Origin of the sequence: Odoribacter laneus YIT 12061 (assembly GCF_000243215.1) — a bacterium.
GTDB classification, from domain to species: domain Bacteria; phylum Bacteroidota; class Bacteroidia; order Bacteroidales; family Marinifilaceae; genus Culturomica; species Culturomica lanea.
The window spans coordinates 2,638,022-2,660,155 of record NZ_JH594596.1 but is presented as its reverse complement, the minus strand read 5'-3'; the positions used below and the strand labels follow the sequence as shown (position 1 = coordinate 2,660,155).

General features: G+C 40.5%; 18 protein-coding genes. 8 read left to right on the top strand and 10 right to left on the bottom strand.

The features are described from left to right. Nucleotides 1-47: 47 nt before the first annotated feature. The 6 genes from HMPREF9449_RS11070 to HMPREF9449_RS11045 form a co-directional block, all read right to left on the bottom strand. The gene (locus HMPREF9449_RS11070; protein WP_009137354.1) at nucleotides 48-1,544 is read right to left on the bottom strand and encodes a 2-isopropylmalate synthase; all 1,497 of its coding nucleotides are present in this window, start codon (nucleotides 1,542-1,544) and stop codon (nucleotides 48-50) included. Nucleotides 1,545-1,710: 166 nt separating this feature from the next. Continuing rightward, entirely contained in the window at nucleotides 1,711-2,757 is a 1,047-nt protein-coding gene (ilvC, locus tag HMPREF9449_RS11065) for a ketol-acid reductoisomerase (protein ID WP_009137353.1), read from the bottom strand. 73 nt (nucleotides 2,758-2,830) lie between these two features. Continuing rightward, nucleotides 2,831-3,352 (bottom strand): acetolactate synthase small subunit, encoded by a 522-nt coding sequence (ilvN, locus tag HMPREF9449_RS11060; RefSeq protein ID WP_009137352.1) that lies wholly within the window; start codon nucleotides 3,350-3,352, stop codon nucleotides 2,831-2,833. A 33-nt stretch (nucleotides 3,353-3,385) separates the two neighbouring features. After that, nucleotides 3,386-5,122: a biosynthetic-type acetolactate synthase large subunit gene (gene ilvB, locus HMPREF9449_RS11055; protein ID WP_009137351.1), complete on the bottom strand. Its 1,737-nt coding sequence runs from the start codon at nucleotides 5,120-5,122 to the stop codon at nucleotides 3,386-3,388. A 23-nt stretch (nucleotides 5,123-5,145) separates the two neighbouring features. Next, a complete protein-coding gene (ilvD, locus tag HMPREF9449_RS11050) occupies nucleotides 5,146-6,960 on the bottom strand; it encodes a dihydroxy-acid dehydratase (RefSeq protein ID WP_040611378.1) in 1,815 nt (604 codons plus the stop codon). 616 nt (nucleotides 6,961-7,576) lie between these two features. Then, entirely contained in the window at nucleotides 7,577-7,798 is a 222-nt protein-coding gene (locus tag HMPREF9449_RS11045; RefSeq protein WP_009137348.1) for a hypothetical protein, read from the bottom strand. A 55-nt stretch (nucleotides 7,799-7,853) separates the two neighbouring features. Between HMPREF9449_RS11045 and HMPREF9449_RS16925 the strand changes: the two genes are divergently transcribed. The 3 genes from HMPREF9449_RS16925 (at nucleotide 7,854) to ispG (ending at nucleotide 11,828) form a co-directional block, all read left to right on the top strand. Further along, nucleotides 7,854-7,985 (top strand): hypothetical protein, encoded by a 132-nt coding sequence (locus HMPREF9449_RS16925; protein WP_261795502.1) that lies wholly within the window; start codon nucleotides 7,854-7,856, stop codon nucleotides 7,983-7,985. Next, nucleotides 7,969-9,876: an AMP-dependent synthetase/ligase gene (locus HMPREF9449_RS11040; protein ID WP_009137346.1), complete on the top strand. Its 1,908-nt coding sequence runs from the start codon at nucleotides 7,969-7,971 to the stop codon at nucleotides 9,874-9,876. Before HMPREF9449_RS16925 ends, HMPREF9449_RS11040 begins: the two co-directional genes overlap by 17 nt. A gap of 92 nt (nucleotides 9,877-9,968) precedes the next feature. Then, a complete protein-coding gene (gene ispG / locus HMPREF9449_RS11035; protein ID WP_009137345.1) occupies nucleotides 9,969-11,828 on the top strand; it encodes a (E)-4-hydroxy-3-methylbut-2-enyl-diphosphate synthase in 1,860 nt (619 codons plus the stop codon). A gap of 217 nt (nucleotides 11,829-12,045) precedes the next feature. On the opposite strand, the gene HMPREF9449_RS11030 is transcribed toward ispG, so the two are convergent. Beyond that, entirely contained in the window at nucleotides 12,046-13,080 is a 1,035-nt protein-coding gene (locus tag HMPREF9449_RS11030; RefSeq protein ID WP_040611376.1) for an endonuclease/exonuclease/phosphatase family protein, read from the bottom strand. A gap of 257 nt (nucleotides 13,081-13,337) precedes the next feature. Here HMPREF9449_RS11030 and HMPREF9449_RS11025 point away from each other — a divergent pair, with 257 nt between their 5' ends. Together HMPREF9449_RS11025 and HMPREF9449_RS11020 are read left to right on the top strand one after the other, a co-directional pair. Beyond that, nucleotides 13,338-13,592, top strand: coding sequence for a GlsB/YeaQ/YmgE family stress response membrane protein (locus HMPREF9449_RS11025; protein ID WP_009137343.1), 255 nt, complete (start codon nucleotides 13,338-13,340; stop codon nucleotides 13,590-13,592). Nucleotides 13,593-13,875: 283 nt separating this feature from the next. Beyond that, the gene (locus HMPREF9449_RS11020; protein WP_009137342.1) at nucleotides 13,876-14,268 is read left to right on the top strand and encodes a rhodanese-like domain-containing protein; all 393 of its coding nucleotides are present in this window, start codon (nucleotides 13,876-13,878) and stop codon (nucleotides 14,266-14,268) included. Between the two features lie 143 nt (nucleotides 14,269-14,411). Here HMPREF9449_RS11020 and HMPREF9449_RS11015 read toward each other — a convergent pair whose 3' ends face one another. The 3 genes from HMPREF9449_RS11015 to HMPREF9449_RS11000 all read right to left on the bottom strand — a co-directional run bounded on the left by HMPREF9449_RS11015 (nucleotide 14,412) and on the right by HMPREF9449_RS11000 (nucleotide 17,342). Further along, nucleotides 14,412-15,188: an autotransporter outer membrane beta-barrel domain-containing protein gene (locus HMPREF9449_RS11015; RefSeq protein WP_009137341.1), complete on the bottom strand. Its 777-nt coding sequence runs from the start codon at nucleotides 15,186-15,188 to the stop codon at nucleotides 14,412-14,414. Nucleotides 15,189-15,557: 369 nt separating this feature from the next. Further along, nucleotides 15,558-16,556, bottom strand: a complete 999-nt coding sequence (locus tag HMPREF9449_RS11005) for a GGGtGRT protein (protein WP_009137339.1) — start codon at nucleotides 16,554-16,556, stop codon at nucleotides 15,558-15,560. 93 nt (nucleotides 16,557-16,649) lie between these two features. Next, nucleotides 16,650-17,342, bottom strand: a complete 693-nt coding sequence (locus HMPREF9449_RS11000) for an iron-sulfur cluster assembly scaffold protein (protein ID WP_009137338.1) — start codon at nucleotides 17,340-17,342, stop codon at nucleotides 16,650-16,652. Between the two features lie 519 nt (nucleotides 17,343-17,861). Here HMPREF9449_RS11000 and HMPREF9449_RS10995 point away from each other — a divergent pair. The 3 genes from HMPREF9449_RS10995 (at nucleotide 17,862) to HMPREF9449_RS10980 (ending at nucleotide 21,400) form a co-directional block, all read left to right on the top strand. Next, the gene (locus HMPREF9449_RS10995) at nucleotides 17,862-18,638 is read left to right on the top strand and encodes an alpha/beta hydrolase-fold protein (RefSeq protein ID WP_009137337.1); all 777 of its coding nucleotides are present in this window, start codon (nucleotides 17,862-17,864) and stop codon (nucleotides 18,636-18,638) included. Between the two features lie 543 nt (nucleotides 18,639-19,181). Next, complete coding sequence (locus tag HMPREF9449_RS10990) at nucleotides 19,182-19,829, top strand: amino acid kinase family protein (protein WP_009137336.1); 648 nt, start codon at nucleotides 19,182-19,184, stop codon at nucleotides 19,827-19,829. 452 nt (nucleotides 19,830-20,281) lie between these two features. Then, entirely contained in the window at nucleotides 20,282-21,400 is a 1,119-nt protein-coding gene (locus HMPREF9449_RS10980) for a metallophosphoesterase (RefSeq protein WP_009137335.1), read from the top strand. The last annotated feature ends 734 nt before the right edge of the window (nucleotides 21,401-22,134 follow it).

Sequence of the window (22,134 nt, the reverse complement as noted above, 5' to 3'; positions counted from 1 at the left end):
ATGGGCTGCCATTTTTCCATCTGTATTTTCCGACGATTGTTGAAAAATTATGAAATTTTCGAGATTGCATCTAAAAAAGATTCTACCGAAGCGGAGATAATATCTGTATTTGCTGCAAATCCGTGATACATTTTCCCTTTATGGGATATTTGCACATGTACTTTCCCCAAGTCGTCACTCCCTCTCGTAATGGCTTGTACCAGATATTCTTCCACATGAACCCGGCGTTTGGTTATGCTTTTTATGGCATTAAAGGCGGCATCCACAGGACCGTTTCCACTAGCTGTCTCTGTAAATATATCTCCTCCGAAGCTTACTTGTACTGTGGCTGTAGGAAGGGTGGTGGAACCGCATACGACTTGCAGAGCTTCCAGTTTCAGAGAACGATTCTTTCTGGATTTTTCCATACCTGCTAATACTTCCAGATCCCGGGTGGTGATATCTTTTTTCTTATCCGCCAGTTCCAGGAATTTCTGGTAGAGGATGTCCAGCTCTTCGCCTTCCGGGGTATAACCTATTTCTTTTAAATGATGTTTTAAGGCTGCACGTCCGCTACGGGCTGTGAGGATAATACTGGACTGATCGACGCCTACTTCTTCCGGAGCGATAATTTCATAGGTTTCTCTGCTTTTCAGTACTCCGTCCTGGTGAATGCCGGAAGAGTGTGCGAAGGCGTTTCTACCTACAATCGCTTTGTTGGGCTGGACAGGCACGCGCATCAGACTGGATACTAATTGACTGCTCGCTATTATTTGCCGGGTGTTGATGCCTAAATCGAAATTCAGGTTTTTGTGGCAGGAAATGGCCATTACTACTTCTTCTAAAGCGGTATTCCCGGCTCGTTCTCCCAAGCCATTGATTGTTACTTCTACTTGGCGGGCGCCGTTTTGGATAGCGGCAATGGTATTTGCTGTTGCCATGCCCAGGTCATTGTGACAATGAGTAGAAATAATGGCTTTGTCGATATTGGGAACGTGGTTTTTCAGGTAGGCGATTTTTGCACCGTATTCATTGGGCAGGCAATAGCCCGTCGTATCAGGTATATTTACCACTGTTGCGCCTGCCTGTATAACGGCTTCTATCACCCGGGCCAGGTATTCTTCAGCGGTACGCCCTGCGTCCTCCGCATAAAATTCCACATCCTCTACAAATCGGCGGGCATATTTTACTGCTTCTACCGCCTGCCGGATGATCTCTTCAGGAGTGGAGTTTAATTTTTCATAGATATGATAATCTGAGGTCCCGATCCCTGTGTGAATACGTCCTCTTTGGGCAAATTTCAACGCTTCTGCGGCTACTTCGATGTCTTTTTTCACTGCCCGGGTTAAGGCACAGATCGTCGGATTCGTAACGGCTTTAGAAATTTCTACGACCGAATTGAAATCTCCCGGACTTGAGACCGGAAATCCGGCTTCAATGATATCGACACCTAGTTTTTCCAATTGGCGGGCCACTTCAATTTTTTCGATTGTATTCAGTTGGCAACCGGGTACCTGTTCCGCATCCCGTAAAGTCGTGTCGAAGATGTATATTTTTTCTGTCATGTCTTTTGGTTTAAATGTAAAAAGAGCGACAAAGGCTTAAAATTTCAGCTGTCCCTTTCTGGCCGGAATCGCAAAATCGGCCTTTAAGTAAATAAACCGAGGAGGGCGAATAACGTAGCGGCTCGTTTAAAATAGTCGGTTTTTAAACCTTTGTCCTCCGAAGGGGTCAGTTGTTTTCCGGTCTCAATTTGCGGACTATGCTTCCGGCTTGCCACATTTCTGAATCCCGCATGGCTTTCAGTTCGGAATCTAACTTTTCCCGGTAGTCGGGCCGGCTATTGGCATTAATAGATCGTTGGGCTTCATTTCCGCAGGCAACTTCCTGGTATAATTCTTCAAATACGGGTTTGGCCGCATCTCTGAATTTTTCCCACCAGTCCAGTGCTCCCCTTTGAGCCGTTGTAGAACAGTTGGCATACATCCAATCCATTCCGTTTTCGGCGATCAGGGGCATAAGGCTTTGGGTCAGTTCTTCTACCGTTTCATTGAACGCTTCGGAAGGTGTGTGTCCATGAGCCCTTAGGGTATCATACTGTGCAGCAAAAAGTCCTTGGATAGCTCCCATTAGGGTACCTCTTTCTCCCGTCAGGTCGGAGTATACTTCTTTTTGAAAGGTCGTTTCGAACAGATAGCCTGATCCCACACCAATTCCCAGAGCGATAACCCTTTCCATAGCTTTTCCGGTAGCATCCTGAAAAATAGCATAACTGGAATTCACCCCTCTGCCTTGCAGGAACATTCTTCTCAGACTCGTTCCGGAGCCTTTGGGAGCGATCAGGATAACGTCGACATCGGCAGGAGGGATAATGCCTGTCCGTTCTTTATACGTGATACCGAAGCCATGGGAAAAGTAAAGTGCTTTTCCGGGAGTCAGGTGTTTTTTTATCAAAGGCCAGGCTGAGATTTGTCCTGCATCGGAGAGCAAATACTGAATAATTGTCCCTTTTTCTGCGGCTTCTTCCATTTCAAATAAAGTCTCTCCCGGTATCCAGCCATCGGCTACAGCTTTATCCCAGGATTTGCTGTTTTTCCGTTGTCCGACAATGACGTGAAAGCCATTGTCCTTCAGGTTAAGAGATTGTCCGGGACCCTGTACTCCGTAACCAATCACTGCAATTGTGTCATTCTTTAAAGTTTCCAATGCTTTGGAAAGCGGGAACTCTTCACGGGTGACTACGTTTTCTTCTGTTCCTCCGAAATTAATTTTTGCCATAATAGTAAATTTTAATGGTTTATGTGTTTGTTGTAAATTTGATTTCTTTTTAAAACTTTGCTCTGGTACGATTTTAGATCGACATAGAATCTGGATTGCTTTTTAAAAATTCTGTCATCAATTCCCGTTTCGATTTGATGACAGCGACCAGACCGGAACGTACAAATTGATATACTCCATAAGGTTTCAATAATTCGAACAGAGCTTGGGTTTCCTTTTTGTGTCCGGTTTTTTCTAATACAATGTAATCGTTGTCGACTTCCAAAATGCGTACGTGTTGGTCCCTGACCAGATTTTCTATATTTTTATTCCGAGCTACTTTGTAAAGTGCGATTTCTTGTAGGACTAATTCATCCGGAGTAAAGACAAATACTTTCAATACGTCGATTTTTTTCTCGATTTGTTTGGCTAATTTTTCTACTTTTTCCGGATCGGTATGGACAACAACCGTATATTTATATATCCCCGGTATGGAAGATTCCGAAGCGGTGAGGCTTTCGATATTTACATCCCGGTAGGTGAAAACAATAGTGATTTGATTGAGTAGTCCTACTTTGTTTTCTGAAAAGATGGTGATGATATATTCTTTTTCCACGACTTTAATTTTTAAGGGGTCGGTCAGGGAGGTTTATTCCAATCGTATTTCCGAAACAGAAGCACCTGCCGGTATCATAGGAAAAACATTTTCTTCTTTTTTTACTTTTACTTCTAAAAGATAAGCCTTTGTGCTTTTTTTCATCCTTGCGATAGCAGCGGGTAATTGCGTCCGGTTTTCGACACATTCGTATCCCATGTCATTCCCGCGGGCAATTAGTCCGAAATCTGGATTAATCATTTCAGTAAAGGAGTAGCGTTTGTTGAAAAATAACTCCTGCCATTGCCTTACCATGCCGAGATAGTTATTGTTCAACAGTATAATTTTTATCGGAATGCGGGATTGAAAAATAGTTCCCAATTCCTGTAAGTTCATTTGAAATCCTCCGTCTCCTACGAAAAGGCATACCTCTCGTTCGGGCATTCCGATTTTGGCTCCTATGGCGGCAGGAAGTCCGAAGCCCATGGTACCCAATCCTCCGGAGGTTACCAGGCTGCGGCTTTGCGTGAAATGGAAATAACGGGAAGCTATCATTTGTTGTTGTCCGACGTCCGTCACTAAAATGGCATTGTCCTGATAAGCTTTGGATACCAGGTGTACCACTTCTCCCATACGCAGGAAGGGGGCTTCCGGAAATAGTTCTTTTTCAATGATTTCCTGATATTCGATGTGATAACACGCCTGAAATTCTGCTAGCCATTTGGGATGATTCTTTTTAATAATGCGGTTGGTCAGCATCGGAAGAGTTTCTTTTACATTTCCGATAACAGGTATATCTGCATAGATAATCTTGTTGATTTCGGCCGGATCGATTTCCATATGAATGATCTTGGCATTTATACCGAATTTTTCCGGGTCACCGGTTACCCGGTCGTCAAACCGCATGCCGATGGCAAGGAGTAGATCGCATTCTTTGTTTTTAATATTGGGGGCATAATTCCCGTGCATTCCTAACATACCGACATATTGAGGATGCTTCGTGGGGATGGCGGAAAGTCCCAACAGCGTAGAGGCTGCCGGAATGCCGCTTTTTTGTAAAAAATCTAGTAGTTCTCTTTCTGCATGTCCGAGCAATACGCCCTGTCCGACGAGCGCCAAGGGCTTCCGGGCAAAATTGATAAGCCGCGCCGCCGCTGCGATTTGTGCTTCATCCGGTTGTGGATAAGGCATGTAACTTCGGATGCCGCTGATTTTCGGGTAGTGAAAGGCTGTGATTTCCTGCTGGGCATCTTTGGTAATGTCCACTACTACCGGACCCGGTCGGCCGGACCGGGCGATGTAAAATGCTTTGGCTATCGCTGCCGGAATATCAGCTGCCTGTTTTACCTGGCAGTTCCATTTGGTCACAGCTTGGGTAATCCCGATAAAATTGGTTTCTTGAAAAGCATCTGTACCTAAAAGTCGGGAACTGACCTGTCCGCTAATCACGACGATAGGAGTGGAGTCCATTAAGGCATCTGCCAGCCCCGTTACCGTATTGGTAGCTCCCGGTCCGGAGGTTACGAAACAAACGCCGACTTTCCCGCTTACCCGGGCATACCCTTGGGCGGCATGTATAGCTCCCTGTTCGTGGCGTACCAGAATATGACGGATACGATCCCGGTAGTCGTATAAGGCATCATAAACCGGCATAATCGTCCCTCCCGGGTAGCCAAAGATGGTGTCGATGCCTTCTTCCAGTAAGGATTCGATAACGGCTTGGGCTCCCGATATTCCTGTGGAGGGTATACATGGCTTTTCTCTTTGCAGAGAAAGTGTAGTCCTATTCATTGTGAGTGTGTTGTGTGTCGTTTTTAATAAATATCTCTGATGGCTCCTTTGTCAGCGGAACTGACCAGCATGGCATAAGCTTGTAATGATTTCGATATACGACGGTCGCGGGCAACCGGCTTGAAAACCTTGCAGGCTTTGAGCCGGGCTGAAAGTTCCTCAGGAGAGAGAAGCAGATTGATACGGCGTTCCGGGATATTTATTTCGATCGTATCCCCGTTTTGTACGACTGCTATTTCTCCTCCTGCCGCGGCTTCCGGAGAAATGTGACCGACAGAAAGTCCGGATGTTCCTCCGGAAAACCGCCCGTCCGTGATGAGGGCACAGACCTTATCCAATTGTTTGGATTTCAGATAAGAAGTGGGGTAAAGCATTTCTTGCATCCCCGGTCCGCCTTTCGGTCCTTCGTAACGGATAACCACCACCTCTCCGGCTTTGACTTCATCGTTTAAAATCCCATTCATGGCTTGTCCCTGGGATTCGAAAACTCTTGCTTTTCCCCGGAATTTCAAAAGGGATTCGTCGACTCCAGCTGTTTTTACAATACATCCGTTCCGGGCAATATTGCCGGTAAGTACAGCTAAACCGCCGTCTGTAAAGTAAGCATGCGCTACATCCCGGATACAACCCTGAGTCCGGTCGTCGTCAAAACTATTATGGTAATTGCCCTGTGCTCCCAGTTCCCTGCAAAACTTATTTCCCGGTGCACTCAGATAGAACTTCCGGGCTTTTTGACTCAGTCGTTTACTGCTGAGGTTATATTTGGCCAGGCAACTTTCCAAACTGTCGTATCCGATTCTTTTTACCGTGGTGTCGATTAAACCGGTGGCGGCTAATTCTCCCATAATGCTCATTACTCCTCCGGCCCGGTTTACGTCCTGCATATGATAATGAGAATTGGGAGCTACTTTGCAGAGTACCGGGATTTTTTTCGATAGGCGATCGATGTCTTGCATGGTAAAATCAACTTCGGCTTCATGGGCGATCGCCAATAAATGGAGTACTGTATTCGTAGAACCTCCCATAGCGATATCCAAAGCCATTGCATTTTCAAAAGCGGCTTTCGTTGCAATAGAACGGGGTAAAACGGAATGATCTCCTTCAAAATAATACGATCCCGCTTTTTGTACAATCAGGGAAGCTGCTTTTTCAAACAAGCGTTTCCGGTTTTTATGGGTAGCCGGTATAGTGCCGTTTCCGGGTATGGCCAATCCCAATGCTTCTGTCAGGCAATTCATAGAATTTGCAGTAAACATACCTGAACAAGAACCGCAACCCGGACAAGCGCATTTTTCTATTTCTTCTACCTCTTCTTCACTATACCGTTCGTCTGCCCCCATAACCATAGCGTCGATCAAGTCCACGGCTTTTCCTTTGTAAGATCCGGCTTCCATAGGTCCGCCTGATACGAATAAAGTGGGAATGTTTAGTCGCATGGCCGCCATTAACATGCCGGGAGTAACCTTATCACAATTACTGATGCAAACCAAAGCGTCGATTTTATGAGCATTGGCCATATATTCAATACTGTCGGCTATGATTTCCCGGGAAGGTAAAGAATAAAGCATACCTTCGTGTCCCATTGCGATACCATCGTCTATGGCAATAGTGTTAAATTCAGCAGCAAAACAGCCTCTTTGTTCAATCAAAGCTTTTACATATTGCCCGATTTCGTGTAAATGGCCATGCCCCGGTACAAACTGGGTGAACGAATTAGCGATGCCAATTACCGGCATCCCAAATTGTTCTTTTTTCATCCCGTTTGCACGCCAGAGACTTCTAGCTCCTGCCATTCTCCGGCCTGTCATGGTCATTTCGCTTCTTAGTTTGTTTCTCATTTTTATATAAATTGTGCAGTGTGTTCCTCAAAACAAAAAGGCCTTTCCCATTTGTGAGAAAGGCCTTTTTAATACGTTATATATTTTAGATCATCATTCCATTAAATACACCTTTCTCACGTCGTGGCAGAGGACCACGAGCATCAGAATATTAATGAGGTGTAGAGATAAATTTGTCATATTTTAAATTTTTATGCAGACAAATGTATGAATTAAATTTTTGAAAAACCAAATAATTCTTCAATTATTTACATTCTATGAGCATTTTGTATAGAATTATACAATTACAATCGTGTGCATAAAAATTCATTTATTTTGAATATTTGAAAGAAGGGAAAGAAGGGTGGATTCTGAATTTAAATGAATTGAGTTGCAGAAAAACCCATAAGGGTACATGAGGGTGGAACTCTGGATTGAAATTTATTCAGCGGCTCAAGGAAGGGTAGATGTTAAGTTTAAAAAAATCCAGCAGAAATATCGTTTTGCCACTAACTTTCCTCAAAAGCCTCCTTTTATAGATCGAAATAAAAGCTCTTAGACAGTTAGAATTTTGAGTAATTGGATAGAAAATGCCTGTAAATTCTATAGGAAAGATAGGAAATAAACTTTTAAATACCTATTCCCCTTTAGGATGAGGGGAAACATAGGGTTCCGTTTTGATAGAAGATAGGGGAAAGAAAAATCCTCTTATATCTTCCGGTAAGATATTTTTTCCTGTTAGGAATTCATAATTATAATGTACAGCCGAAAACTGTTGTTTAGGTTTATTTTCCCATCTGAGCAAGGCCATCAGGATAATGATGACAATCGCCAGAATGCCCGTTATTACTAATCTCATCGCCTCAAAATTTAATATGTGGATGTTCGTATACGAAGAAAAACAGGATAAGGTTATGAAAACAGTGGAAAAAATGAGAAGGGTTTTAAAGAAAGCGGAGGTTTTCGAAGATATAGCTTGTTTTTTGCTTCCGGAAAACTTTGTAACTTTGTGGGAATTATTATGGAAGGATGGATACGATTATTGATTTATTTGAGCGAAGTTGTGTGAAATTCCCGGATAATCCTTATTTATGGGAAAAAAGGCAGGGGAAATATGAAGCTATGACTTATTCCCAAACAAATTCTCGGGTGAGAGATATTGCTGCCGGATTAATGGCTATAGGGATAAAGAAAGGAGAGAGGGTTGCTTTATTGAGTGAAGGGCGCAGGGATTGGGTATGTGCTGAATTGGGTATTTTGTATGCAGGAGGAATAAATGTACCTTTGAGTATTCGCTTGACGGAACAGGAATTAGTGTTTCGTTTAAATCATTCGGAAGCCCGTTTTGTATTTGTTTCTTCTTATTATTTAAAGCGTCTTAGGAATATTGAAGGGCAATTGAATTCGGTAGAGCGGATTTTTGTATTCGATTATAAGGGAGAAATAACGGATAAGTATGTTTCTTTTACCGATCTTGTGGAAAAAGGGAAACGGCATTTACATATTTTCCCGGGATGTCTGGAGACAGTCGGGAAAACTATCCGGGGAGAAGATATTGCGAATATTTCTTATACTTCGGGGACGACTGCCGAGCCAAAAGGAATACTGCTTACTCATGCAAATTACGTGAGTAATGTCTTACAGGCTGATTCTCTCATTCGGATTCCGGCCTATTACAAAATTTTACTCTTTTTGCCTTGGGATCATAGTTTTGCTCATACTGTCGGGATTTATTCTTTTATGTACAATGGAGCTTCTTTGGCAGCTGTGGATTTCGGAAATTCTCCTTTGGAGTTTCTTCGCAACATACCGGTAAATATGAAGGAAATTAAGCCTCATGTTTTACTTAGCGTACCGGCTATTGCTAAGAATTTTAGAAAAAATATTGAAGCAAAGATTCGTCGGCAGGGTCGTTTTATAGAAATACTTTATACCTGGGGCTTAAAATTTGCTTATTGGTTTCAAGGGAGGGAAAGCTTTGCCAGGAGAGGAGTGAAAAGCCTTGCCTATCCAATTTGGTATCTATTCGATTGTCTTTTATTTTTTAAGATACGTCAGTCTTTCGGCGGGGAACTGCGTTTTTTTATCGGAGGTGGGGCTTTATTGGACATCGAGTTGCAGCAGTATTATTGTGCACTTGGTATTCCGATGTACCAAGGATATGGTTTGTCGGAAGCTTCTCCTGTAATTAGTTCTAATACTCCTGAAAGATACCGATTGGGATCCTCGGGAATGCCGGTGCGACCGATGGAGTTGAAAATATGTGACGAGGGGGGAAAAGCTTTAGCTGCAGGAGAAACGGGAGAGATTGTAATAAAGGGAGGAAATGTCATGCGGGGATATTGGAAAAATGAATCGTCTACGAAAGAAGTTATCCGGGAAGGTTGGCTCTATACAGGAGATTTGGGTTATGTGGATTCGGATGGTTTTTTGATGGTATTGGGACGTTTTAAATCTTTATTGATTGCTAATGACGGAGAAAAATACAGTCCGGAAGGAATAGAGGAAGCGATTGTAGAAAAGTCGAAATTTATTGATTATTGTATACTGTATAATGATCAATCCCTTTATACCGTAGGCTTGATTGCTCCGAATAAGGTTGTCTTAAAAGAATATATTCAGCAAAAGCATGTGGAATGGGGATCGATAGAGGGATATAAGTTAATGTTGGAAAAACTGCATGAGGAATTAATGGAGTTCCGTTATGGGGGGAAGTTTGCCGGACTTTTTCCGGAAAGATGGCTACCGGCAGTTGTTGCTATTTTACCTGAGCCGTTAAGTGATAAAAATGGAACGATTAACTCGACTTCCAAAGTCGTACGCCGACGGATTACCGAATTGTATCAGACTGAATTAGAACAGGCTTATACAGTAGAGGGAAAGGATATTTTTAACGTGAAAAACACCCAAAATATTCGGAGATATATGGAGAGTTGAAAAGAAAAGTGTTCCGGAAAAACGTTTTGTAAATCAAAAAACAGAAAGAGATTTTGTAAATCAGATCTATTTGTCATTTTAAAGAAAAAAATATGCGTCGTGAAACTATAGCAGTGCAGATCGGGGAGGTTGTACTTTCGTCAGAGCAGCCCGTATTGGTACAGTCCATGTTAAATACTTCCACTTTAGATACAGAAGCTTGTGTAGAACAGTCTATCCGTATCATAGAAGCTGGTGGGCAGTTGGTGCGCATCACTGCTCCGGGAGTAAAAGAGGCTGAAAATCTGAAAAATATTCGGGATATTTTACGAGAACGATCTTATACGGTTCCTCTTTCTGCAGACATTCATTTTAGTCCTGCCGCTGCTTTAGTAGCGGCCCGTTATGTAGAAAAAGTAAGGATTAATCCCGGAAATTTTGTCGATAAACGGGCTACTTTTCAGAATCTGGTATACACAGAAGAGGAATATGCGGCAGAACTGCAGCAGCTAAAGTGCAAATTCACGGAATTTCTGGATGAATGCCGTCGTCACCATACGGCTGTACGTATCGGGACAAATCACGGTTCTTTATCCGATCGGATTATGAGCCGGTATGGAAATACGCCTGCCGGAATGGTGGAGGCCACTATGGAATATTTGAGGATTTGTCAGGAAATCGGTTTTGATCAGGTGGTCATATCTTTAAAGTCCAGTGATTGCCGGATCATGGTAGAAGCTGTCCGTTTGTTAGTCAAGGAAATGGAGAAAGCCGGCATGAAATATCCCCTGCATCTAGGGGTGACTGAAGCGGGAGAGGGAGAAGACGGGCGTATTCGTTCGGCTGTCGGAATTGGCTGTTTGTTGAACGAAGGAATAGGCGATACGATACGGGTGTCGTTGACAGAAGCTCCGGAACAGGAGATTCCGGTTGCCCGAACCTTAATCGGCCTTTGTCGTCCGATGTATCAGCCCGGTCGGTTATATGCTATGGGTAGGTCTACAAAACCCGTTATTGTTGCTGATATTTCGGCTTCTGAGGTAGTAGACGAAAAGGCGATCCGGCAATTGGATTTTTATGAAAATAAGGAAATAGATCCTGCTTTAGGAGTACGTTTAGAGGCAGGGGCTAAATCCCCGGAAATGATATATACGGAAGCTTTAGGACCGGAATTGACGAAATTACCTTCTGCTTTACGGATTATTGTCCCTTCCCGGAATCTGGATATGGCGCATGTATACCATCGGGGAGCCTGTCCGTTGGTGAGCCGGAACGAATTTATGCAAAAAAAATTGCCGGAGCAGGGAGGTACCGTTTTTGTCGAGATTGTAAAAAAAGAAGAAATTGATTTGAAATTTATAGAACAATTGCGAAAAACAGAACGTGTTTTCATTGTTTTAACTCTTTCGCAACCGGATTATCATCTATGGCATGAGATGTATAGGCTTTTACAACAAGCCGGTATAACGCATGAAATTATTCTTAAAACGAAAGTAAAGACGGCTGATAAAGAACGAGCTGCTCTTCAGATTGCAGCTCATACGGGTGGGTTATTTATAGATCGTATACCTTATGGGTTGTGGATTACGGCTTCTCAGGAAGAAAATATTGCTTTTACTTTAAATCTGAGTCGTAATATTTTGCAATCTGCCGGATTGAGACGTTATAAAACAGAGTTTGTAAGTTGTCCGGGTTGCGGACGTACTCTTTATAATCTGGAGGAGGCTGTTGCTAAAGTGAAGGGAGCTTTTTCTCATTTAAGTAAACTGAAGATTGCGATTATGGGGTGTATTGTAAACGGGCCGGGAGAGATGGGGGATGCTGATTATGGATATGTTGGGGCGGGCAACGGCAAAGTCAACCTTTATAAAGGAAGAAAAATGGTGAGGGCCGCTGTGCCCGAGCAGCAGGCCATTGCTGCGCTTGAACAATTGATCCGGGAAAACGGAGATTGGTGCGACCGTAGTGAATAAACGAATTGTCGGTTAAGAGACGGAATGGGATTTATTCAAACCTTCCCGCATCCGGATAAGCATCTGTTTGGATAAGGAGTGCTATTCTATATCTGGCAAGCATCTGTTTGGTCATTTGCTGATTAACGGACTCTTGATTCGAATAAAGGTGTATAATCAGGACCGTTTGTATACGAAATAATATTCCTTTGTTTCGGTCAGAGAATTTTGATCCGCTTTATTTCAGGCGGAAAGTTGCTAAGACGGCTTTATGATCGGTGGGCCATATACCCAGGGGAGCTAAAATAGGGTCAGACGTTTCTTCAGTCATTCGTTCTCCCCGGAGAATATCTCCTCGGGGCCCCACTAGGGTCACCTCCGTCAGGGATAATCCTTTAAAAGGAGCGTACATGATAAAATCAATACGATCTCTATCGTCTGCTTGTGGTGACCAGACTAATTTTTTCAAAGCGATATCCTTACAATCGGCAGGACATGTAAATCCGGGATGAGTCAGTGGATCCGGATAAATTTCGCGGTAGGCGTCTTTATAACCGGCTTTTTCCAGCATAACAGATACATCCCAAGGGACAACGAGACCTTGATGGTCGCGAATATTTTTTGTTGCCTTTGTCCAGTCGAGATGGGAAGGTTCGTTGAAATCTCCTCCCAAGATGACAATGCGTCCCGCAACCCGATCTTTCGCTGCTGCTTCCAGAAAACAAGCAATGGCGTCATCCCGTACAGAAAGACGGTTCAAATAGAGGATTGAGTCGATATGAGTTACCGGTTCCCTTTTTTCCCATGTATTTCCATCGTAACCCCTTGCATCATAATAAGCACAGTTCCGGTAATCCAGGTGGGCTGTATAAAGAGCGACCTCTGTGTCTCCTATCCGGGTAATGGCTTTATAAATACTTCCCCGGTCGTCTTTTAGTGGATAGATGGTTAAACTATCTGCAATCGGGTAACGACTTAATAAACCGGAATCTTCGGAATAAAAAGAATAATAAATTTCCCCTCTTTGTTTTAAAGCTTCTACTATCCGATCGCAAAAACGAGTATGGTGGTAATTACGTACTTCACTCAAGGTTACAAAATCGGCTTTACTTCGGGCAATCTCATCCGCAACGGCTTCAAATCCTTTTTCCACGACTGCACCCTCCTGCCAGATATTGAATTGAAGTACTCTGAACGTTTTCTCTTGTTGACAGGAAAAACAACAGCATATGTACAAAAACAATCCCCAGACAGATCCGTTTTTTATTTTCATAATCGTATCATTAGTTGTCACTGATAATGAGTTCTTTTTCGTTTTAAATAGGAGAATCGAAAAAGAATGATCCGGAAGACAAAAATACAAATTAAAATTTTTTAAAAGAAAATAGAATAAAATATTCTATATATCGAAAGTATCCGTAAAAAAAAGAAACAGAGTCATAAAAAAGCGGGATTACCCAAACCATTTTTGCAAAATATGAGTTTAAATATACAGAGAAAATGGATTTAATAATTTAATACAGAAGTGATATGATGTTTATTTGGTACATTATCATTGGGATTATTGCTGGTTGGATAGCTGGTAAGATAATGAAAGGTAGCGGTTACGGTTTATTTGTAAACATGATCGTTGGGATTATTGGAGGAGTATTGGGAGGCTGGTTGTTCAGTTTGGTAGGTATAGAATCTACCGGCGGTATAATTGGCAGTTTGATTATTTCTGTCGTAGGAGCTATCGTTTTACTTTGGTTCGTCTCTTTAGTGAGTCCTTCCCACCGAAAGTGAGTCACATATCAGGGGAAGAGATGAGAATGTCCAAAAAACGAAGTTTTACTTTTTTGAAAAAGAATAGGGGAACTAAAGTGCCTGATTCGTATTTATCAAAATTTTAGGTCTGTCGGCCAGAAGTTTGAATGTCTTTATCCGTTGAAGAGGAAAAATTTCGAAGCAGTAAAAATTTTTCTGGGTATTCTCATCGAATCCCGATATTTTTGAGGGTAGAATGGAGAAGAAAAGGCATAGAATTTAGTCAAAAGATATGTATTTTTGTTCCCTAATCGAATGTTCTATGAAAAAACTAATTCTACTTTTCAGTTTACTTACAGTTTGTTTTGGTAAAAGTTATGCTTCTCGGATGGATTGGGTAACCTCTCCGGATTCCGTATCTTTTCAAAATTTGTCTGTTTCCGACTTTCAAAAGCTTCTGGCAGATACGACTGTACAATTAATAGATGTCCGGACTCCTGCAGAATTTGAAGCGGGACATATACCTCATGCCTTGAATATAGATGTGAAAGAGGTGAATTTTGAAAAAAATATAAAAACACTTGATCCGTCCCGGCCGGTTGCGGTATATTGCAGAAGCGGTGTGAGAAGCCGGAAAGCTGCCCGGAAATTAGCAGAAAAAGGATTTCGGGTTTACAATTTGGACAAAGGATTTCTAAGCTGGCCAAAGCATTAACAGCATTTTGTGTCTGATTTCTGCTCGTTCCTGAAACGCTGATTCCTCTTTATTCTGTTCTGATTAAAAAATTAATGAGAACGATTCAAAGGAAAGTCCCGAAACTCAGACAAAATAGTGATACTGCTTTGACATTTTGACAATTAACGTACAAAACGAATTCCTACAGAAATATTGGCCATAGAGATATTTTCACCATCTTGCGGATTAAGAGTAAATTTCGTCGTTTCTCCAGCACTATTTTTATATGTAAAATTTTTGATATTGCCGAAAAGTAAAGATAATTTAATGCCCAAAGCGACTTTATCTGACAAAGCAAAGTCATAACCGATCGATCCTTTACCTGCCAGGCATCCTCCTGTGAACGATTCTTCTTCATCTGCTTCCTTGGTTATTTCTTTAAAATGTCCATAACCAATTGCCAAAGTATATACAAAAGCATCCCGTCGGTAAGATATCGGTATACGCCCCGCAAAAGAAGGTCCGATAAACTGAATTTTAGTGTTATCTTTTAAATAGTGATTCTCAATTGTTCCTGAATGTTTGGCATTATAATAATCATATTCTATACCTAACGCAATTTTTCTTTTTAGGAAAAAATGTAAATCAATGCCAAATTGTCCTCCTAGACGCATATTATTGATAAAATCTGTCAGTTCTTCGCTGCCTTCAGGCGTTCTTCCTAAACGGTATCCGGTACCTCCACTGATAGCGAGCCGGAAAACAGGTCTCTTTAAATAATTTTGTTTTTGTATAGAAGGAATAATAGTGTCGTTAGAGCTCTCTCTCCAGTTATAATATTCCGGATCTGTTGCCTGTCGTAAAGTGTCCGACCTATGTACGTAAGTGGTGTCTTGCGCTTTTGTAGAAAAAGGAAGTATAAAAAGAATAAATAAACAAACACCTATAAAACTTCTCATATATCTCTTGTTTTTGATGCTATAATAAATATTTATTTTATGCAAAAATATTTAAATAAAATTAAAATGAAAATTATTTTATATTTTTTATTACAAATTTTTCAGTTTTATAAAGGGGAAACTGATTTCAGGGGAGCCGCGGAAAAGGCCCAGTATAAGGACTTCAAGTATAGATACATTCGGATCTCTCGGATGAAGAATTGCATATCTATAATTGTAGAGAGGTTTTAGGAAATTGACACAGTATGTAAATAAGGGAGATAATTTGAAAAGAGAGGGCATTTCTAAAAAATGTCCCCTAAAAGTTTTTGGTCTGACTTTTAGGGGCATTTCATTTTTAAATAATTTTAAGCTATAAATTGTATTTTATTATTTGCTTGCTTCTTCCACAGCAACGGCGACAGCAACGGTTGCACCTACCATAGGGTTGTTTCCCATTCCTAGGAATCCCATCATTTCTACGTGGGCAGGTACGGAAGAAGAGCCGGCGAACTGGGCATCTCCGTGCATACGACCCAGGGTGTCGGTAAAACCGTAAGAAGCTGGACCGGCAGCCATATTATCCGGGTGCAAGGTACGGCCTGTTCCGCCTCCTGAAGCTACAGAGAAATATTTCTTTCCGGTTTCCATACATTCTTTTTTGTAAGTACCGGCTACCGGGTGCTGAAAACGGGTAGGGTTAGTGGAGTTACCGGTAATGGATACATCTACTCCTTCATGGCGCATAATAGCTACTCCTTCCCGTACATCGTCTGCGCCATAGCAACGAACTTTTGCCCGTTCTCCTGTAGAATATGCTTTTTCATGTACTATTTTCAATTCTCCTGAATAGTAGTCGAATTGAGTTTGCACATAAGTAAAGCCGTTAATACGGGAGATAATCATAGCAGCGTCTTTTCCCAATCCGTTCAGGATGACCTGTAAAGGTTGTTGCCGTACCTTATTGGCTGATTTTGCAATTCCGATAGCTCCTTCTGCTGCGGCAAAAGATTCATGTCCGGCCAAAAAAGCAAAGCATTTGGTTTCTTCCCGTAATAACATAGCGGCAAGATTCCCGTGTCCTAACCCTACCTTACGGTCGGCTGCTACAGAGCCCGGGATACAGAATGCCTGTAGGCCTTCACCAATCGCTTCGGCGGCATCAGCGGCTTTTACACATCCTTTTTTTATCGCAATTGCCGCACCTATTACATAAGCCCATTTCGCATTTTCGAAACAGATGGGCTGGGTTTTTTCACATATATCATAAGGATTGATTCCTTTTGCATCGCAGATTGCTTTTGCTTCTTCGATGTCTTTGATGCCGTAGCTATTTAAAACCGCGTTAATCTGATTAATCCGACGGTCGTAACTTTCAAATAATGCCATATTTTTTAGATTTTAGATTTTAAATTTTAAATCGGATTTCTTTCCTGAAAACGGGCGATTTATAATCTAAAATTCAGAATTTACAATTTCTTTTTATTCGTGACGAGGGTCGATATATTGGGCGGCTTCTGCAAAACGGCCGTAAGTTCCTTTCGCTTTGTCGAGAGCTTCTTGTGGAGAAAGTCCTTTTTTCAGAAAATCAGTGAACTTTCCTAAATGGATAAATTCATATCCGATTACTTCTCCGTCTTCGTCAAGCCCCATACGGGTTACATAACCTTCTGCCATTTCCAGATAGCGGGTTCCTTTGGCTTTGGTCCCGAACATTGTGCCCACTTGACTCCGCAAACCTTTACCCAAATCTTCCAGACTGGCACCTATCGGCAGTCCCCCTTCAGAGAAAGCACTTTGCGTCCGTCCGTAAACAATTTGCAGGAATAATTCACGCATGGCTGTGTTGATGGCATCACACACCAAATCCGTATTCAACGCTTCCAATAACGTTTTCCCCGGAAGAATTTCTGAAGCCATGGCTGCAGAATGAGTCATACCAGAACATCCGATGGTTTCCACTAAAGCTTCTTCAATGATACCTTCTTTGATGTTCAACGTCAGTTTACACGCTCCTTGCTGGGGAGCACACCACCCGATACCGTGGGTTAAACCTGAAATGTCTTTGATTTCTTTGGAGCGCACCCATTTTCCTTCTTCGGGAATCGGAGCCGGACCATGATTCGGTCCCTTTTTTACAACACACATGTGTTGTACTTCCTGTGAATAAATCATACTATTGTTTTTATTGATTAATATATTGTTACACATCACATTCATACCTACAACTTTGGCAAAGATACAGGTTTGTTTGATATAAAAAAATAAATGAATTGAGATAAAATTATGCAAACGTGTGCAAAGAATATATACGAATAGAGAAATGATTTTATTAAAAATTCCGTAAGGGTGAGAAAATGTCTTTTATTTTCTGAAAATGCTTGTTTCTGTTATAATGAAATAAAATTGGGCGGGAACTTTATTTTCTGATTAATTTTATACTTTTACAAGCCAGTAAAACAGTAGGAAAAGAATTCTATACGGAAATAGCGCTGGAAGAAAAGAAATAGAAGACCCTTCATCAGCATAAGAGGAAGAATATCAATTCGAAGGTTTTTTTATGGGTGTGTACAATTTCATGATAGGCCGTGGAATGTCTTATCCTTTTCGCCAGGAGCCAAACGGTAGCGGGTTTGTCTAATGCCCCCTGTCAAACGGGATTTTTTATCAAAGTAAAATTAAAATCTTTTCTCCATGAAACAAATGATAGTTATCTTGTTTTCTTGCTTGGGTTTAGTTGTATCGGCTCAGAAATCAGCCTCGCATCTGATTATCGATTCTCTTCAAAGTCAGTATTTAAAAAATACACGGAAATTCTGTCTCTATTTCCCACCACAATTTAATTCTCAGAAAGAATATCCGATAATTGTGGCAACGGACGGACAGCTCCTGGAAGAAGGAAATTACGCTCGCGTTCTGGATTCTCTTATCCTGAATAAGCGGATAAAACCTTTCCTTTTGATTGGAGCGTATTCTGATGAAACACCTGCGGAAGGTGTAACCGTCAGAAATCTGGAATATTTAAAACCCGATAAGAGTAATCAGAAGGCACAAACTTATTTCAATAATCATTATCAGTTTTTTACAAAAGAATTAATGGAAGAGGTTGTGACTAAATACACTCTTAAAACACAGCTGCCCTTTATATTTTACGGTTGTTCAAACGGAGGGGATTTTGGACTCATCCTTTACAGTCAAAAAGAACCGATGTTTAACCGTTATATTTGTTTATCACCTTTAAGCACTACGACAGAGGATTTTCAATACAATAATCAAGCCGGACTTTACGTTGCTTTTGGAGATGAAGAACTGGTTTTCCCTTATGGAATAAATCTGGAGGGTTTGAACGAAAAAATGCAGAAGTACAGGGGAAAAGGGGTTTTCATACAACCCTATAAAGGAGGGCATGAAAGAGAAAAATGGTTGACGTTTTTCTGTTGCGTCCTGATCGAACAGCTTTTGTCTTTATAAGGGAGGTACTTTGAAAAAGATTCTTTGCAAAAATTTATTCTGCATATAAGAGAGAGATGGAGAAAGCGATTCGGCTTTAGAAAATTTTCAGCAGATAAAGTATAAATTCATTTCGACTGCTTCGCCACATCGCTTGTAGAGAAGGGAAAAACGTTAAATTTCCTCGGTTGAAAGAAAATTATGGTATACCTCTTGCATCTTCAAAAGGTTTATTCTAATTTTGAATATCGTGAAGTGTAGGAAAGCACATAGAATTATGAATGTATTGTTTGTTGAGGAACAATATGGGATTGCTATGGGATTTTATTCTATCCTCACGACCACTACTTTTACTACAACCCCTTTGGGGGTGTAATTTGTCATATTACCAATATTATATTATTTCGACCCAGGAGTCGGGAGTTGGTGTCCGTAAATTTCATTATCAATAAGTTGTAAATCCGAAAGTTTATAGAAGGTGGACTTTACTGCGGTGGAGGATGTATATTCACTCTTTTATAATCGAATTTATAAAATGTATCATTTCTATATATTTATCACAAGATGATTGTCTATAAATTTAAAGGTGCCGTTTTACAAGATCCGGAAGGATTAGTGGCCATAAAAAATAGGATCCGGGAAAATGTTCCCTGTATTATAGTGGTTTCTGCTTTAAAAGGGGTTATGCCCCGTTTACGCGCTTTATATGCTCAGAGTTTAAAAAAAGGAGCTGGTTTTGAAGAAGAATTTGCCGGACTTCGAAAGTTGCATGTTGATTTGGCCATGTCTTTACTTTCCGGAAATTCGTTGAGAGAGTATCAGGAAGAAATGGAGTTGCATTTGACGGAATTGTATGAGATTTTGCATAATGTTGCTCCGGTAAAAGAGTCGTCCTTAGCCATGAAGGACTATATTTTAGCCAAAGGAGATATTTTAGCTTCTTTGCTTTTTAGTAAATTGTTTGAAAATGCGCTTTGGAAGGATTCCCGGGATTTTATTAGGACAAACAGTAATTTTGGAGCTCCTGAAATATGGTGGGAAGAGAGCTGTCAGGCTGCCCGGCAGGAGTTTGGAAATTTGAAAGGGATAGCTGTAGTGCCGGGATATTGTGGAAAAACCAAAGCTGGTTATACCATTTCCTTGGGACGCGTCGGTTTATCTCTGACGGCTTCTTTGCTGGAATCTGCTTTCCAACAGATAAAGGTAGCTTAGTGCTGCCGGAGAAAAAGGGAAGGCTAAAGGTTCTGAAAGACAAAATTTTGTCTTTTGGAAAAGGAGTTTTTCTTTTAGAAACAGGTTGACGTTCCTGTGGTTCAGTGGGATAAAAGGCCTTGATCGGTATTTTTACACGAACTGCAGGTTCGCCAACCAGAAAACTGAAACATTTTGTCAATCTGCTGAAAAGCCATAGAGAGGTATAAAAACTTTTTTCGCATCTTTCTGTCCTGTTTGTCCGGTAAAAGGGCAATTCCTTTTTTCTGCTTTCCTGTCCGTTTAATTTTCGGTTGAAATCTTAAACTATTCTTAAAAAAAGAAAGACAAAGCGTATTTCTCTCCAAAACCCTTACTTTAGTATACATCTATTTTGAAAAATAGGAACCCCTTTAGTGGACTGTTTTTCTGATATTTTCTGCTTTTAAAATTATATTTATAAAGATTCAGGGATGAAAAAATATGGATTTCTTTTGGCGTTTTTAATTGTAATTTTTCAAATCACTTTAGCAGGCATTCCGGAGAAAAAAGAATTATCTCCCGACGGTCCTTACATTCTGCATGAGCAAAATTCAGGTATTCGTCTGATTCGGGTAAATGAGACGGGGGAAATCAAAGATACGGTGTACAAAACTATACCGGCTGATTTTTCATTCCCCGTAGTATCTGAAGATGGAAAACATCGGTTCGAAGTAAAGTTACATTCTTTTGAGCGTCAGCCTTATAAAATGCCTCAGCCGGAAAAATTGATGGTGATTTCTGATCCTCATGGTAATTTGGAGTGTTTTGTATCTATTTTGCAGGGGGGAGGAGTAATCGATGAACAATATACCTGGAAATTCGGAAAAAATCAATTGGTTATTATCGGGGATGTTTTTGACCGGGGAAAGGATGTATTACCGATTTTCTGGTTGATTTATAAATTAGAGCAAGAGGCTGCAGAGGCCGGTGGCCGGGTCAGTTTTATGTTGGGTAATCATGAAGAAATGGTATTAAGGGGGGATTGCAGATATACAAAAGACAAATATAAAGAGCTGGCTTCGGAATTAGGCATTTCTTATCAAGAACTTTGGCAGCAGAATTCTGAATTGGGAAAATGGTTAAAAAGCCGGAATCTGGTGCAGATTATCGGGGAGAATTTTTTTGTACATGCAGGTTTAAGTACTGATTTTTTAAAAAGGAAAGAATCTTTAGAAGTTCTGAATGAAACGGCGGGGGATAATCTTTTCTTGAGCCGGGAACAACGAAAAAACAATTCGGATTTGTCGGCTTTTATTTTCGGGAGTTATGGTCCTTTCTGGTACAGAGGAATGGTGAAAAGCGAGGATCGCTATCTTCCGTTGTCTGAGAAATCTCTGAAACGGATACTGAAAAAGTATAACGTAAAAAGAGTTATTGTGGGGCATACTATCTTTGATGATGTCACTACTTTTTATAATAAAAGGGTCATTGCCGTAAATGTGGACAATGCGAAAAATCGGAAAAAGGGGAGAGGACGAGGTATATTGATCGACAAAGAAAATATTTCTGTACTTTACGATTCAGGAAAACAGAAAGCGCTTGTTCCCTAAATAATAATTGGTAAAGGGAGTTCCGGAGGTATTGCTTGTCTGTTTTTCATTCGGTTCTTACAATTCAATATTTAAAAATGGGTTATTCCTATTTTTCAGCTTTATAAAAAAACGGATTAAAGATTTTTAATTATTAAGGAATTTAAGAAAATCTTAGTGAATTAATCTTGGATGGGAAATTCTTAGATTGGATAAAAAAAGAATTGAACAATAATTAAAAAAAACGAACATTTATTTTGTGCAAATATACGGATATTATTTATAAAAAAAAGCATTCAGCTATTTTTTTATCAGTATTTATCCGGTTTAAAAAAAATCAAATCCAACGATTGTCATTCGGATTAAAGGACTTTAGTATTTTTATCTTTCTTATTTTCAGGTATTTATTATTCTATTCTTTTCTTTTTTTCTTTTTGAAATCTCCTTTAAGTCGTTGATAGAAGTATTTTTCTGCTCCTTTAATAAATATTAATAAAAAATTACACTTTGCATTTTGATCCCTTTTCTTTTTGTTTTTAAAAGAAAACAAAGCAGGATTATTCCCTTCCAATATTTTAATATGAGATTAATTTATTTATTATGAGTAACTTATATTTTGGATGATTTTGTTTCTGCTTTATATATACTTAATTTACGTTTTATTTAATAATCTGATTAATAGTAATTTAAATGACTTTTTAAAGGTTCGTTTTTAAAGGAGATTTATGCCTTCATAAAACGTCTTAAAAATGTAG

Excerpts from the sequence above, each read along its gene's own strand:
- HMPREF9449_RS11070 (WP_009137354.1), bottom strand. The coding sequence starts at position 1,544 with ATGACAGAAAAAATATACATCTTCGACACGACTTTACGGGATGCGGAA.
- ilvC (WP_009137353.1), bottom strand. The coding sequence starts at position 2,757 with ATGGCAAAAATTAATTTCGGAGGAACAGAAGAAAACGTAGTCACCCGT.
- ilvB (WP_009137351.1), bottom strand. The coding sequence starts at position 5,122 with ATGAATAGGACTACACTTTCTCTGCAAAGAGAAAAGCCATGTATACCC.
- ilvD (WP_040611378.1), bottom strand. The coding sequence starts at position 6,960 with ATGAGAAACAAACTAAGAAGCGAAATGACCATGACAGGCCGGAGAATG.
- HMPREF9449_RS11045 (WP_009137348.1), bottom strand. The coding sequence starts at position 7,798 with ATGAGATTAGTAATAACGGGCATTCTGGCGATTGTCATCATTATCCTG.
- HMPREF9449_RS16925 (WP_261795502.1), top strand. The coding sequence starts at position 7,854 with ATGAAAACAGTGGAAAAAATGAGAAGGGTTTTAAAGAAAGCGGAGGTT.
- HMPREF9449_RS11040 (WP_009137346.1), top strand. The coding sequence starts at position 7,969 with ATGGATACGATTATTGATTTATTTGAGCGAAGTTGTGTGAAATTCCCG.
- ispG (WP_009137345.1), top strand. The coding sequence starts at position 9,969 with ATGCGTCGTGAAACTATAGCAGTGCAGATCGGGGAGGTTGTACTTTCG.
- HMPREF9449_RS11030 (WP_040611376.1), bottom strand. The coding sequence starts at position 13,080 with ATGAAAATAAAAAACGGATCTGTCTGGGGATTGTTTTTGTACATATGC.
- HMPREF9449_RS11025 (WP_009137343.1), top strand. The coding sequence starts at position 13,338 with ATGATGTTTATTTGGTACATTATCATTGGGATTATTGCTGGTTGGATA.
- HMPREF9449_RS11020 (WP_009137342.1), top strand. The coding sequence starts at position 13,876 with ATGAAAAAACTAATTCTACTTTTCAGTTTACTTACAGTTTGTTTTGGT.
- HMPREF9449_RS11015 (WP_009137341.1), bottom strand. The coding sequence starts at position 15,188 with ATGAGAAGTTTTATAGGTGTTTGTTTATTTATTCTTTTTATACTTCCT.
- HMPREF9449_RS11005 (WP_009137339.1), bottom strand. The coding sequence starts at position 16,556 with ATGGCATTATTTGAAAGTTACGACCGTCGGATTAATCAGATTAACGCG.
- HMPREF9449_RS11000 (WP_009137338.1), bottom strand. The coding sequence starts at position 17,342 with ATGATTTATTCACAGGAAGTACAACACATGTGTGTTGTAAAAAAGGGA.
- HMPREF9449_RS10995 (WP_009137337.1), top strand. The coding sequence starts at position 17,862 with ATGAAACAAATGATAGTTATCTTGTTTTCTTGCTTGGGTTTAGTTGTA.
- HMPREF9449_RS10990 (WP_009137336.1), top strand. The coding sequence starts at position 19,182 with ATGATTGTCTATAAATTTAAAGGTGCCGTTTTACAAGATCCGGAAGGA.
- HMPREF9449_RS10980 (WP_009137335.1), top strand. The coding sequence starts at position 20,282 with ATGAAAAAATATGGATTTCTTTTGGCGTTTTTAATTGTAATTTTTCAA.